8 protein-coding genes and 1 pseudogene are annotated in these 13,611 nt (G+C 59.8%); 5 read left to right on the top strand and 4 right to left on the bottom strand.

Annotated features, from left to right (window positions below; genetic code table 11):
• Window positions 1–33: 33 nt before the first annotated feature.
• Together OXH74_RS11775 and OXH74_RS11770 are read right to left on the bottom strand one after the other, a co-directional pair.
• Window positions 34–1,191 carry an iron-containing alcohol dehydrogenase gene (locus OXH74_RS11775; RefSeq protein WP_375741334.1) on the bottom strand — a complete coding sequence of 386 codons (1,158 nt, stop codon included), beginning with the start codon at window positions 1,189–1,191 and terminating at the stop codon, window positions 34–36.
• A gap of 94 nt (window positions 1,192–1,285) precedes the next feature.
• Window positions 1,286–2,851: a BCCT family transporter gene (locus OXH74_RS11770; RefSeq protein ID WP_375741333.1), complete on the bottom strand. Its 1,566-nt coding sequence runs from the start codon at window positions 2,849–2,851 to the stop codon at window positions 1,286–1,288.
• A gap of 711 nt (window positions 2,852–3,562) precedes the next feature.
• On the opposite strand from OXH74_RS11770, the gene OXH74_RS11765 reads away from it, so the two are divergent.
• From OXH74_RS11765 to OXH74_RS11755, 3 genes and pseudogenes are all read left to right on the top strand, one after another.
• The gene (locus tag OXH74_RS11765; RefSeq protein WP_375741332.1) at window positions 3,563–6,076 is read left to right on the top strand and encodes a CoA transferase; all 2,514 of its coding nucleotides are present in this window, start codon (window positions 3,563–3,565) and stop codon (window positions 6,074–6,076) included.
• Window positions 6,077–6,197: 121 nt separating this feature from the next.
• Entirely contained in the window at window positions 6,198–6,563 is a 366-nt protein-coding gene (locus tag OXH74_RS11760) for a cupin domain-containing protein (RefSeq protein WP_375741331.1), read from the top strand.
• Between the two features lie 302 nt (window positions 6,564–6,865).
• A pseudogene (locus tag OXH74_RS11755) lies at window positions 6,866–7,756 on the top strand (transposase); the annotation flags it as partial.
• Window positions 7,757–7,992: 236 nt separating this feature from the next.
• Here OXH74_RS11755 and OXH74_RS11750 read toward each other — a convergent pair.
• Entirely contained in the window at window positions 7,993–9,426 is a 1,434-nt protein-coding gene (locus OXH74_RS11750) for an NAD-dependent succinate-semialdehyde dehydrogenase (protein WP_375741330.1), read from the bottom strand.
• A gap of 170 nt (window positions 9,427–9,596) precedes the next feature.
• On the opposite strand from OXH74_RS11750, the gene OXH74_RS11745 reads away from it, so the two are divergent.
• Both OXH74_RS11745 and OXH74_RS11740 read left to right on the top strand, forming a co-directional pair.
• Window positions 9,597–10,520: a hydroxymethylglutaryl-CoA lyase gene (locus OXH74_RS11745; protein WP_375741329.1), complete on the top strand. Its 924-nt coding sequence runs from the start codon at window positions 9,597–9,599 to the stop codon at window positions 10,518–10,520.
• A 36-nt stretch (window positions 10,521–10,556) separates the two neighbouring features.
• Window positions 10,557–11,369, top strand: coding sequence for a cupin domain-containing protein (locus tag OXH74_RS11740; RefSeq protein ID WP_375741328.1), 813 nt, complete (start codon window positions 10,557–10,559; stop codon window positions 11,367–11,369).
• A gap of 641 nt (window positions 11,370–12,010) precedes the next feature.
• Here the strand turns inward: OXH74_RS11740 and ltrA are convergent.
• Window positions 12,011–13,366 (bottom strand): group II intron reverse transcriptase/maturase, encoded by a 1,356-nt coding sequence (gene ltrA / locus OXH74_RS11735; protein ID WP_375741599.1) that lies wholly within the window; start codon window positions 13,364–13,366, stop codon window positions 12,011–12,013.
• Between the last annotated feature and the right edge of the window lie 245 nt (window positions 13,367–13,611).

The raw sequence follows: 13,611 nt of genomic DNA, 5'->3' as shown, positions 1-13,611 counted from the left end.
AGGGCGGATTGCCCGTGGTTGGCTGAATGGGAATTACCAAAGCTGCTTGTAGAGCTCGACGATCTGCTCAGCAGTCGGCACGCGCGGGTTGTTGCCCGGTGAGCCTGACGCGAGCGCCTGTTCGGCCATCAGCTCCATACGCTCGAAGAACTCCGCCCTGCCGATACCGAACTGAGCCGGACTGGGGACCTTCAGGTCGTCATTGATCGCGCGCAGTTCGTCGAGCAGCCTGGTGTTAGCCACGTCGTCGGAATCCTCCGTAGTAGCAATTCCCATGGCCCGGGCGCAGTCGGCATAACGCTCCGGTGCGGATGGAATCGAGAACTCAGTGACTGCAGGGAGCAACATGGCGTTGGACAAGCCATGGGGGACGTGGAAGAACGCGCCAATGGGCCGGCTCATGCCATGTACCAACGCGACCGATGCATTCGAGAACGCCATGCCGGCCAGGGTCGAGCCCAGCATCATGGCTTCTCGCGCAGGCTTGTCTGAGCCATCGCGGTAGGCACGTCGCAGGTTCGGGCCGATCAAGCGCATGGCGGACAGGGCCTGGCTGTCGCTGTAGGGGTTGGCCTTTTTGCTCACATAGGCTTCGATGGCGTGAGTGAGCGCATCGATGCCGGTGTCCGCCGTGATCCGGGGCGGCAGACTGAGGGTGAGGCTATAGTCGATCAAAGCTGCCACTGGCATGAAGGCGATACCGACGCAGAGCATTTTCTCGTCGCTCGCCTCGTCGGTGATGATGGTGAAGCGAGTGACTTCGGAGCCGGTTCCCGCAGTGGTTGGGACAGCAATGATGGGGAGGCCAGGCTCGTTCACGATGCGAGGAAACTTGTAGTCGCGCATCTCTCCGCCGTGTTGCGCCAATACTCCGATGGCCTTGGCACTGTCGATCGGGCTGCCGCCGCCCAGGGCGATGATGCAGTCGTAATTCCCTTCACGTGCATGACGAACGCCAGCGCTGATCGAAGCGACCGTGGGCTCAGGCACTGTGTCATCGAAGACATCGACCTCGAAACCGCTTTCCAGGAGCTTGTCGCGCATGCTGGTGGCATAGCCCAGTTGGACCATCATCTTGTCGGTCACCAGCAGAGGCCGCCGGCAATTGAGACTGGTGAGCACCGCCGAAATTTCTGCACTCGCGTTTTCACCGACTGTTATGAGGCGGGGAAGGATTACTGATGTAGGCATGACGACTCCGCTTTTTCAGGGCGATAGGTGGCCGCAGGAATGGGGAGGAGCCCATTCCTGCAGTCGTTGGATTAGTGAGTAGGGTTGAACAGGATCAGATCAGCGGCCGACTCGGGAGCGCCCTGGATGCAGATCGATCTGGTTCTGCAGGTTCCGGGGGAACTGCCGGAGACTTCGGCGCGCCCAAGGACTCTTGGCGGAGGGCCCGGCAAAATCCGAATGCGGCCAGCAGAACAACTATGGAGAAGGGCAAGGCTGCGATGACTGATGCGGTCTGCAGCGCTTTTAACCCGCCAGCCAGGAGCAGTACCGCAGCCACTGCGCCCAAGGACAGTCCCCAGAACAGACGGTAGCGAGCTGGGGGGTGCTCATTGCCCATGGCCGCCAAAGTAGCGATTACCAGGGTCGCCGCATCACCAGCGGTAATGAAGTAAGTCCACAACATCACCCCGCAAATGCCCGCTACCAGCAGACCCGGAATGTGCCCCAGTTGCATCAGTTCAACTGTCTTGAACAAGGCCATGGTGATGTCCTCGTTCACGGCTGCTTTGATGCCGCCCGTGCCGAAGAGCTCGATAAACATCGCGGAGTTGCCGAATACAGTGATCCAGATGGCGGACAGCAGGGTCGGTGCGATCAGGACACCCAGTATGAACTCGCGAATGGTGCGGCCCTTGGAGATTCGGGCAACGAAGATCCCAACGAACGGGGCCCATGCAATCCACCAGCCCCAGTAGAAGACCGTCCAAGCTCCCTGCCATTCGTGCTTAGGATCAGGATCGACCCACAACCCCATCGGAATCGCATGGGCCAGGTAATCGCCGATGTTGGTGAAGATTGCCCCCAGCAGGTAGGCCGTCGGCCCCAGGACGACGAAGAGCGTCAACGTCACGGCCGTCAGGTGCATGTTCAGCTCGCTGAGGATACGAATACCCTTGCCGAGGCCCGTCATCACCGAAGCAGTGGCGATGACAGTAATCACCGCGATCAGAATGATCTGGTTGGTTACCGACACCTCCCAGCCGAGCAAGTAGGCCATTCCGGTATTCGTCTGTTGCGCGCCCATGCCCAGCGAGGTGGCAATGCCAAACACGGTGCCGAGCACGGCCAACAGATCGGCAGCGTGACCAATTGGGCCGTAGATTCGCTCTCCGATCAACGGATAGAGACTGGACCTGATGGAGAGCGGTAAGCCCTTACGGTACGAGAAATAGGCCAGCATCAGACCGACCACCGCGAAAATCGCCCAGCCGTGCAGTCCCCAGTGGAAGATGGTGATGCGCATCGCGACTTGTGCCGCCTCGACCGTCATCGCCTGGGCCGGGGCCATGAAGGGATTGTTCTGGTAGTGATAGATGGGCTCCGCAATGCTCCAGAACAGGATGCCGGTACCGATGCCGGCACCGAAGAGCATGGAGAACCAGGTGAAATCACTGAACTCAGGACGATCTGAATCTTTCCCGAGGCGCAGCTTTCCATAACGACTGAATGCGAGTCCGATGGCGAAGAAGAGGAATGAACTCAGGTAAGCAATGTAGTACCAGCCGAGATTTACCGTAATGAACGCATTGACCTTGTCGTAGATGGCTCCGGCATATTCCGGATCAGCGATGGTGAATACCACGAAGGCAAGAACCAACAGGGCGGCGCCCCACGACATTATAGGACTGCAGATAGGATGCCCGGCAGCATCAGTTAGTGACCGTACTTCTTTCACGGGAGTAACCTCCCGACAAGCTTCTTGTTCTTGTAGATAGCTTTCATTTCAGCCTCGCTATTATTTCTCCGCCAGTTCGCCTGGTGGGAAGTTCTTATAATCCAGCCGTATCGCACGACAGTTCCATAAGCCAGAGGCTCTGTCGGCACGAGCCAATTTTTCAGCGTTCGCCAGAGCTTTGTGAAGCAACAAAAAATCGCCCTTTGACCTCATTTTTTTTATTTCACAAGGACGGAGCCAGCCTGATCGCCCTCTGATCCCTTGGGAAGCATGACAAAAGGCATGACTGCACCGTCGTGAACCGTCATAAAAAAAATTGACTCTGAGTACCAATTTATATTGCTGGCCCGAAGCGCTCTCCATTCCTAATATCGGCTTCACCGAAGAGAAAAAACCCGACCAGTACTGTTCGATTTGATCTTGATTCTTTTGTGCAGGAACAAGCGAACACACGAGGGTTGAAACTTTCGGATTCATCAACGGTGCAGCTATTGAATATCGTCGGAAAACTGTATCGACCGATACTTAATTGTTGCCAGCTGATATGCGTAGTTGATTAGTCAAGCCCGACATAAGCAACGAAGCAATTCGAGAAAACCATTGCAGTCTGTCGTTCAGCTGCCCCAGAAACTGCCTCTAGAAGGACAAGTCGAAATGAAGCAGAGCAATCAATTGCCCTTGGTTGGCGTTCGCGTAGTCGATTTCGGTCAACAGATAGCCGGCCCAGCCGTTGCGATGATCCTGGCGGATCTTGGCGCCACGGTCGTCCACATTGACCCGCCGCAGGGCCCGCTGTGGGACCATCCGGCTAACGCCGTATTGAATCGCAACAAGAGCAGCCTGCGACTGGACCTGAAGAATGATTCGGACCTGGCACGGGCGCTGAGCCTGATCGCAGAAGCCGACATCGTTATCGAGAGCTTCCGTCCTGGCGTGATGAAGCGTCTGGGCATCGACTTCCAACAACTGCGCAAGGACCGTCCTGAACTGATCACCCTGTCGGTGCCGGGCTTTGCCAGCAACGACATCCTTCGCCGCGAGTGGAAAGCCACCGAAGCGGTGGTGGCGGCCACTGCCGGTGCCTTCACCGACATGGGCTTCAACCGGGTGCTGCTCGGCCTCAACCCGAGTTTCTCTCCGCTGTCCCTGGGCTCCGCCTACGCCACCACGCTGGCGGCCAGCTCTGTCGCCCTGGCACTCCAGGCCCGCGAACGCACTGGCCGCGGCGACGCTATTGAAGTGCCGGTTATCGCCGCCCTGATGGAAGGCCTGTCGTACAACTCGTACGTCATCGAGGGCCTACCGGAGCGCTACAAGACCATGCGCGAGCTGGAGATCGAGTACCGCAAGGCCAACAACATTCCGATGGATCTCAGCTACGAGGATCTGCAGGAGTACCTGGACCCGTTCTATCGCACCTATCAGTGCGCCGATGGCCGGATGTTCTATTGCGTCTGCCCGTCTCACCGTAATCACGCCAAGCGCGCGCTCAAGGTGCTGGGAATCTATGAAGAGCTGATCGCGGACGGCCTCCCGGAGGTCAGCGACCTGCATGCCCCCATCAGCGAGTGGGATGGTGAAACCTCTATCGGCGTCTACCCGCTGCCGAAGAAATGGGCGGACCATATCTCCGTCAAGATGAAGAAGGCGTTCCTGACCAAGACTTCCGAAGAATGGGGCCGCATCTTCGGCGAGAGTCAAATTCCGGGTGCGCCGCACCGCACCACCCAGGAATGGGTCAACCACGAGCACACCAATGCTGCCGGCCTGATCGTCCAGGTGGATGATCCGGAATACGGCCTCATGAAACAGCCCGGTCCGGTGGTCTGGTTCGAGGAGTGCGCCCACCTGATGGTTGCGCCGCGTCCGCGCCGCAAGGTCACCTTCGAGCAAGCCTTGGCCGAGCTGCGTGATGTAGCTGCCAATCATCCGGCCACTTATCCGGTCGGCGCCGCAGTCCAGCCTGCAAATGGTGCGGGTTGGCTCGATGGCCTGCGCATCCTCGACCTGACCAACGTGATCGCGGGGCCGCACTCCACCGCCTTCCTGGCCCGATTCGGTGCCGAAGTGATCAAGCTCGACCCGGTCAAGCCTCTTTACGACCCCCTGATCGGCACCCTCTTCACCTTCCAGACAGGGATGGGCAAACGCAGTGCACTGGTCGACATCATGACTCCAGAGGGGCGTGAGGTCTTCAACCGCCTGGTGCGCTCTGTGGACATGGTGGTGATCAACGCACCCGAGCGTCAGCTCAAGTCCCTGGGTCTCGACAACGACGCCTTGCAAGCGGTCAATCCGGGCGTGCTGTTCTGCCGCCTCGACTGCCTGGGCGGCCCGCAGCAAGGTCCCAAGACCAACTACATCGGCTACGACGACATCATCCAGGCGCACAGCGGCATCATGAGCCGCTTCGGCGGCCCGGAAACTCCCGAGGAACACGCCCATCTGGGCACTCTGGACGTGAACTGCGGCTTCGCCGCAGGCCTGGGCATGGCAGTGCAGATCTACCACAAGCTGAAGACCGGGCAGATTTCGCGCTCCAGGACCTCGCTGTCGGCCATCACCAACCTGGCGCAGATTGCCTTCGCCTTCGACTACAAGGGCCGTGCGCCGTTTAACGAACCCTCCGGCCGGCAGGCGCTGGGTTACAACGCACTCTCGCACTTCTACAAGACTGGCGAGGGTTGGATCTATCTCGACTCCAGCAAGGCAGAGCTCGGCAAGCTTGAGCAGGTGGAAGGGCTGCAGGGTATCAGCGCAGCCAAGGATGTCGGGCAGTTCCTGAGGAATGCTTTGCTCAAAGCTCCGGCCGACTACTGGGCGGATCGCCTGCATGAGATGGACATCGCTGCGGCGGTGCCCCAATCGATCGAGCACCTGCGCGCACAACACACTCGTGAAGGCGACGGCACCGTGGGCATCGACAAGGGCAGCTTCGCCTTCTCCGTTCACCGCAACCATCCGAGCGGGCACTGCGTAACCCAGATCGACCACTACGCCATTCGTCCCACGGAATCTCGCGTCTACGCTGCATCGCTTCCGGAACGTTGGGGGCATTCCACTCGCGAGGTGCTGAGCGAGGCCGGCTACAGCGCAGCGGAAGTGGAATCCATGATCGAACGGAATATCGCCAGCCTGGGTTGGGCTCACGAGTTCCTCCCCAGCTAAGCGAAATCAAGCTGACCGGGTCTCCTGACCCGGCCAGCTGCTAGTCCCGATGGGTAGCGTAACAAGCCAGGTTGCGTGCCCTCTTCCATCGAAAGCGACACCACCGACTACGGACGTGCTTATGTCTGCGCGCTTCATCAGACCGATTGCAGCAGTTCTCTCCACTCCAGGCGTTTCCTCCTCCACCCCGGACCCGATCCTGCTCAGTGGCAATGGAGTTACTACTGCCTGGAGTTTTTTTCAGGCTGACGATGAATCCGTCCTTTGCGGAGTTTGGGAATCAGCCCCCTTCAGTAAAAGGAAGAGCCATCCCGATGAGATGGAGTTCTGTTATCTGATAGAGGGCCAGGTAAAGATTTCTGACCTACAAGGAAATAGCAGCGTGTTCAACGCTGGTGAGTCCTTCGTAGTAGAGCCAGGTTTCGACGGTATCTGGGAATCTACAACCCGGGTTCGCAAGTATTACGTGATCGCCAAGTGTCGTTGAGGTTCGCAAGCGCTGGGCATTGCCACCACCGTTTCTACAAGCTTCCATCGTGTCCTGATACGGACACCTCCTTGATGAATCGCTTCATGCGCCGCCCCTCGAACGTTGCGACAGCAGCTCTCGGCGAGGCCAACGCCTTCACACAGCCTGGGCAGGAAGCGGACCGCAAGCCGGCCCTAACACCCCTCAGCCAAATGGCGAGGCTCTTGGAGGGGACGCACCAAACACTTCGACGAGAACATTACCCTTACCCCGCCTTGGCCCAGCGCCTGGGTCAGGTCAGCGGGAGCGTCCGCATGGCCGAGTCCAGTCGCCGCCTCAAACGCGAGGCACAGCGCAACGTCGAATTGATGTGGCTGACCGGGCGCTTGATACCGGACTTCAAGACCATCGCCAACTTCCGCAAGGACAACGGCCCGGCGATTCGTCGGGTCTGCCGGCAGTTCGTGGTGCTGTGCCAGCAGCTCAGTTTGTTCGCCGAGGCGCTGGTGGCCATCGACGGCAGCAAGTTCAAGGCGGTCAACAATCGCGACCGCAACTTCACCAGTGCCAAGCTGCAACGACGGATGGAAGAGATCGAGTCCAGCATCAGCCGCTACCTGACTGCGCTCGACACTGCTGACCGCCAGGAGCCTGCGGTGGCACAGGCCAAGGCCGAACGCCTGCACAGCAAGATCGCCGCCCTGAAAACCAAGATGCAGAAACTTCGGGATATCGAGGGCCAGCTTGAGGCCGCACCGGACAAACAGATCTCCCTGACCGATCCCGACGCACGCAGGATGATGACGCGCGGCACCGGCCTGGTTGGTTACAACATCCAGGCCGCTGTCGACACCAAACATCATCTGATCGTGACGCACGAAGTCACCAACGACGGCGTCGACCGTGATCAATTGAGTGCCATGGCCAAGCAAGCGCGGGACGCGATGGGCGTAGAGTCACTGTCGGTGGTCGCCGATCGGGGCTACTTCAAGAGCGAGGAAATCCTAGCCTGCCACGAGGCTGGCATCACCAAGGCCAACACCTCGCCCCTCGCCGCAGCGGGTCGCTTTGGCCGCGAAGATTTCATCTACGACGCGGCCCACAACGAGTACCGCTGCCCAGCCGGAGAACGCCTGATCTGGCGCTTTGCGACGGTTGAGAAAGGCCTGAAGCTGCACCGTTACTGGAGTTCGCATTGCCAAGATTGTGCTGCACACCGAGCGCACAGCGGCGGGTGCCCGAATCAGCTGAATGCGTCGGATGGACACGCCAAGCGCCCACGAGGTCACTGGACGCGGCTAAACCATTCAATATCCGGTTATTCGTCATCCTCAGCGTTTTTACACAGCCTGGGCCAGAAGCGGACGTTCTCGCCTGAATTCTTCCCGGCCCACGAGCAGCAGGAATACAAAAGACCTGAGCAAGCCCAGGTCATTGCATCGGCCAATCAGCAGCCGAGCTGACTGATGAACTTCGTAGTCAAGTAGGCATCCAGCCCTTCGGTACCGCCCTCACTGCCGTGCCCGCTCGCCTTGATTCCACCGAACGGTGTTTCCGGCAGTGCCAGACCGAAATGGTTGATCGAAACCATGCCACTCTGCAGGCGATTGCCAAGCTCAGTAGCGGTCTTCAGTGACGCGGTAAAGGCAAATGCTGCCAAGCCATATTCGAGGCTATTGGCCTGGCGGATCACCGTATCCAAATCGTCGAAACGCATCAGCGGGGCTACTGGTCCAAAGGGCTCCTCGCAAAGCAGTCGTGCTTCCGCAGGGGTGTCCGCCAGCACGGTGGGCTCGAAGAAGTTGCCCTTTTGTCCTATCCGCTTACCTCCGGTCACCACCTCAGCGCCAAGGTCAGACGCATCGGCCACTAGCTCTTGGATGGCGGTCAGGCGCCGTGCATTGGCCAGGGGGCCCATCTGGGTGGACGGATCGAAGCCGTCACCCACCTTGAGCTGGCTGGCGAGCTCGGCAAATTTCCGAGAGAAGCGCTCGAACACCGCGTCATGCACGTAAAAGCGCGAAGGCGAGGCGCAGACTTGGCCGGCGTTCCTGAACTTGAGCCCACAGGCCAATGTGGCAGCCGCGTCCAGATCAGCATCCTCACAGACGATGAAAGGCGCATGGCCGCCCAACTCCATGGTGGTCAATTTCAGGTGCTCTGCGGCAAGAGCACCCAACTTACGCCCTACAGCAGTGGAGCCAGTGAACGACACCTTCCGAATAATGGGAGAGCGGACCAGGTAATCAGAAACCTCGGCCGGGACGCCGAAGACCAGATTCAGGACGCCCTTGGGCACGCCCGCATCGTGGAAGCAACGGACCAATTCGATCACCGAGCCAGGGGCTTCTTCAGGCGCCTTGATGATGATGCTGCAACCGGCCGCCAGTGCACCGGCAATCTTGCGCACCGCCTGGTTAATCGGGAAGTTCCAAGGGGTGAAAGCAGCGACTGGACCGACGGGCTCACGAACCACCAGTTGACGCACGGCAGGATTGCGCGACGGCACGATCCGCCCGTAGGCGCGCCTGCCCTCCTCTGCGTACCACTCGATATGGTCGGCTGCGCTCTTGGCCTCGAGAGTCGACTCGGATATGGGCTTGCCCTGGTCCAGGGTTATGCAGCGCGCCATGTGTTCATGGCGCTCACGAACCAATGCAGCAGCGCGACGAAGAATGGCAGAGCGGTCGTACGCGGAGGTAACTGACCAGTTCTCGAAACCCTTCGCAGCTGCAACCAGGGCAGCATCGAGGTCACTCCTGGAAGCCAATGGCAACTGGCCGACTTCCTCGCCCGTAGCTGGATTGATGACCGTTGAGGTGCGATCTGCGTCACCGGCAGTCCATTCCCCGTCTATGTAAAACATCAAATCGGTGTACATCGCTCACTCCTCCTGCAATAGGACCGGGGCGCCAATCGAACGGATTCCGCATTGGCAGCGGTTTCGCCCCCCCAAATGACGGCCTAACAAGGTTGACAAGGTGAACCATATCTCAGTAGATTTTGTTCACATTGTCAACCACTTCATCCCGTCACCCTGGAACGCCCCTCATGAAAGACGTGATCCTGTGCGAGTGCTTCGCTCGAGATGGCCTGCAGCATGAACCCGATTTCCTGCCCACCGAAACCAAGCGCAAGCTGGTGGAGCGTTTCGCTAGCATCGGATTCAACCGAGTAGAAGCCACGTCCTATTCCAACCCTGCCGTTATCCCCCAATTCGCCGACGCCAGCGACCTGCTGGCGAGTCTCTATCGCCAGCAGGATGTGTTCTACAAGGCGACCTGCGCCAATGTGCGTGCCGTGGAACGAGCCCTGGCTGACCTGGACGCGGGTTTTGGTGCCAATGAGATCAGCCTGCTGGTATCCGCCTCGGAATCCCATTCGCAGCGCAATCTCAAGCGCAGTCGCCAGGATCAGTGGCTGAACATCGAACAGATGGCCCGCGCTGCCAATGGTCGATTTCGGTTGATTGGCACCATCTCGGTGGCGTTCGGCTGCCCGTTCGAAGGCAGGGTCGATGAGAACAGTGTGCTCCAGGACGTAGCAGCGTTCGCCGAGCGTGGAGTGAGCTTCGTCACCCTGGGCGACACGACAGGCGTCGCGACGCCCCACAGCGTCCGTAGCTTGTTCGGCAAGGTGCTTGCCGAGTTCCCGAACGTCACGCCCATCGCTCACTTTCACGATACGCGCGCTACCGGCCTGGTGAATTACGTCGCTGCCCTAGAAGCCGGCGTCCGTTACTACGACTGCGCCTTCGGAGGCGTGGGCGGACACCCGGCCAAGGTCAAGTACGGCGACGGGCACACCGGCAATGTGAGCACAGAGGACTGGGTCAACCTGCTCGAATCCATGGGGGTTCGGACCGGCATCGACCTCGAAGCCATGCTCGAAGTCGCCGCTGAATGCGAAGCGGTGCTCGGCCGCGAGCTTCATAGCCGCGTCGTTCGCAGCGGCCTCAACCCGCTACTGACATGAAAGGTCCAACCCCACCAACAATAAAGAGGATGCAACATGATCGGCACCAAAGCTAAAGCCAAACCGCTGAGCCTGATGTTCGCTTTGCTGATGTGCGCGAGCGCAGCGCAGGCGGAAGACAAGTTGCTTCTGGTCCACCGCAGCGAACTTCTGAGCACCCCGCCAGGAGAGACGCTGCTGGGCCAGAAAATCTGGGATATGCACAGGACCAGCCTGTCTCGCACCAGCATCGTCCGCCTTGATGAAGCCTCTCCTGCCGTGAAGCACGACCAGGGCGAACGCACGTTGATCGTCCTTGAAGGCAAGGTGGACTTTGCCTTTGCCGATGGGCGAAAAACCCTCGGGGTTGGGGACTACGTGGCCATTCCGGCGGGACAGACTTATCAGATGGCACCGGTCGGCGAGTCCAAGCCCCTGCTTCTCGGCTTCGACGTACCGGTCATCAGCATGCAGAGCAGCACCCGCGGAGACCTCACCACCCCGGATAATGCTGCTGCCCCTGTCATCAAGACTCAGGCGGCAATCATGGCCAGTCCAACCAACTGGAACGATCCCAGCGACCGCGGCTGGACCCTGGTGAAGACAGCGGAGAAGCGCGTCAATTTGGTGGAAATGTTCTCCGAGCTGAAAAATCACAGCCACCCGGACGCCGACCACTCGCTGATCCTCTTGAAAGGCAGTGCTCGGGTAGTCACCCCTAAGGAAGAGCGCGTACTCAAGCCTGGCGACTACGTGTCGATCCCGCAGAACGTCCCCCACAAGTATTACGTCGAAGGCGGCCAACCGGCCCTATTCATCAGCTTCGACGCTCCCGCTTACGACCCCGCTAAGACCATTTACTTCGAGTAATCCACTCGCCCCTGCAGTACCCCGCCATGCCGCGCCACGCCAGCGGTATGGCGGTTCCCTCTTGAGCCATCCGATTGCCCCGAACCACCGTGAACAAGCCGAAGATTCGCACTCCGTGGACACTCGTTCCATTTGCAACCGTCCTCCGCCACGACTTTCGTTCTTCAGTTGCGGCCTCTTCTCAGCAACATTCCGCTTGAGTACGACGACCGATACCTGAGGGTCAGGTTGCCGCTTGCAGGACTCCAGCAATTAAAAGTGATACCCGACGCATCGACCAATCTCGCCCCGGGACTGGCCTGTTCAGCCGTCCTTGAAATTAATGTCCTATGCACTGACTACCGCCGCTTCAGAGAAATCTTTGGGAGGGCATGACAGGCCGCTCATTTGCGGCACGACACTCAAATTGGCGCGCACCAGTCGCGGAGCACTGAATGGGTACCGATTGTTTGCAACAAGGTAGGACCACTGCCCACGGGGGACACGAGACGCTATCCGCTTCCCCCCACGCCTTGTCGAAGCCCCAGTCGATAGTGGCTACATGCAGAGCCGGCCGCTAAAACGACGGGCATAGAGTAGGGAGCGGGATTACTCCCGCCGCCCTCTCACACCACCGTACGTGCGGTTCCGCATACGGCGGTTCATGGGTGACACTGAAGGCGCTGCTGGCTATCCAGCAGCGAGATCAAGCCCAGGGCACCGAAGAAGCGTTTCGGGAAGGCCACATTCATGTGTGATGCGCCCGAGTTCCACCACGGACCTTGCCCGTTGTGGGCCGAGCGCCATGCTCGATCTTCCGGCAGCCCCTGCCGGCGCAGCATCGTGGTTCGTCCTTGACGGTGCTTCGCTTGCCGCCAGAGCAGGCAGCGCAGCCTCCGTCTCAGCCAACCGTCCAGATTCTCCAGCGCGCTCTTGGTCTGCGTGTACTGGAAGTAGCCGATCCAACCGCGAAGCACCGGATTCAGTGTCTCGATGGTATGGCGCAGGCTTCTTCCTCGTCCTTGGCGTAACAGCTCCTTTACTCGCGCCATCAACCTTTGCAGGCTTTGCGGGGCGATGCGCAGTCGCGCCTGACGCTGACCTGTCAGGCTGTAGCCCAGGAATTTGCGCGTCGATGGCTTGGCACAGGCACTCTTGGCGTCGTTGATCCGCAGCTTCAGCCGCTCCGCGAGGAACCTCTTCATCTGTTTCAGCAACTGCTCACCTGCCGTTTCGCTTCGGACGTAGATGTTGCAGTCATCGGCATAACGGCAGAAGGCGTGGCCTCGTCGCTCAAGTTCGCGATCCCAATCCGTGAGCAGGATGTTCGACAGCAACGGCGAAAGCGGCCCGCCTTGCGGCGTGCCTTCGCGTCGCTGCGCGACCAGCCCATCACGCATCAGACCCGCTTCCAGGTACCGCCGGATCAGCTTCAGCACCCGCACATCCTTGACCTGCCGCGCAATCCTCGCCATCAGAAGGTCGTGATTGACCCGGTCGAAGAATTTCTCCAGATCAATGTCCACCACCCAGCGGCGGCCCTCTTGCACGTACCGCTGTGCCGCCAGAACCGCCTGCTGGGCGCTGCGCCCCGGCCTGAAGCCGTAGCTCGACTCAGAGAACGTCGGTTCGAAGATCGGTTGAAGAACCTGAAGCAGCGCCTGCTGGATCAGGCGGTCCACTACCGTCGGGATACCCAGTGTCCGCACCCCACCCGCAGGCTTGGGGATGTCCACTGCGCGTATCGCCTGCGGCAGGTACTGCCCGTTCAGCAGCGCTGCCTTGATGCTCGGCCAGTACATCCTCAGCCAGTCGGCAAACTGCTCCACCGAGAGTCCATCGACTCCCGGCGCACCGCGGTTACCGACCACCTTCTGATACGCCAGCCACAGATTGGCTCGATCCACCACCGCCTCCATCAGCGATGGCGCCCCCGCTTTCGTTTGCCCGGCAGCCGCCGTGCAGACCTCGACACCATGAGCAGCGCCGCCGGAGTTCCGCCCCAGCAACGTGGTCATGGCTGCGCTTGTTCCACGCACGTGTGTCTCATCGGTCCGCATCGAGTCTCTGCCGTCCTAATTGCGGTCACTCATGTTCGGCCCTTCGGTCAGACCGCACCTACTATGGCCTCTGCTGACTTCTGCACGACCCTCCTCACGCCTCGCGACGTCAGTAGCCCTGGGGCAGCCGTGCAGATCTCCCCGGGTATCACGCACCCACCTTCACGCTTATGCCTGTCGGATATACGCCGCGTCGTTCCGTG

Source organism: Metapseudomonas boanensis (assembly GCF_042232855.1).
Lineage (GTDB): Bacteria > Pseudomonadota > Gammaproteobacteria > Pseudomonadales > Pseudomonadaceae > Metapseudomonas > Metapseudomonas boanensis.
This window is presented reverse-complemented; position numbering and strand designations above follow the sequence as displayed.

What these genes read in the sequence shown, in the direction of transcription:
- OXH74_RS11775 (WP_375741334.1), bottom strand. Translation starts at nt 1,191, where the DNA reads ATGCCTACATCAGTAATCCTTCCCCGCCTCATAACAGTCGGTGAAAAC.
- OXH74_RS11770 (WP_375741333.1), bottom strand. Translation starts at nt 2,851, where the DNA reads ATGTCGTGGGGCGCCGCCCTGTTGGTTCTTGCCTTCGTGGTATTCACC.
- OXH74_RS11765 (WP_375741332.1), top strand. Translation starts at nt 3,563, where the DNA reads ATGAAGCAGAGCAATCAATTGCCCTTGGTTGGCGTTCGCGTAGTCGAT.
- OXH74_RS11760 (WP_375741331.1), top strand. Translation starts at nt 6,198, where the DNA reads ATGTCTGCGCGCTTCATCAGACCGATTGCAGCAGTTCTCTCCACTCCA.
- OXH74_RS11750 (WP_375741330.1), bottom strand. Translation starts at nt 9,426, where the DNA reads ATGTACACCGATTTGATGTTTTACATAGACGGGGAATGGACTGCCGGT.
- OXH74_RS11745 (WP_375741329.1), top strand. Translation starts at nt 9,597, where the DNA reads ATGAAAGACGTGATCCTGTGCGAGTGCTTCGCTCGAGATGGCCTGCAG.
- OXH74_RS11740 (WP_375741328.1), top strand. Translation starts at nt 10,557, where the DNA reads ATGATCGGCACCAAAGCTAAAGCCAAACCGCTGAGCCTGATGTTCGCT.
- ltrA (WP_375741599.1), bottom strand. Translation starts at nt 13,366, where the DNA reads ATGACCACGTTGCTGGGGCGGAACTCCGGCGGCGCTGCTCATGGTGTC.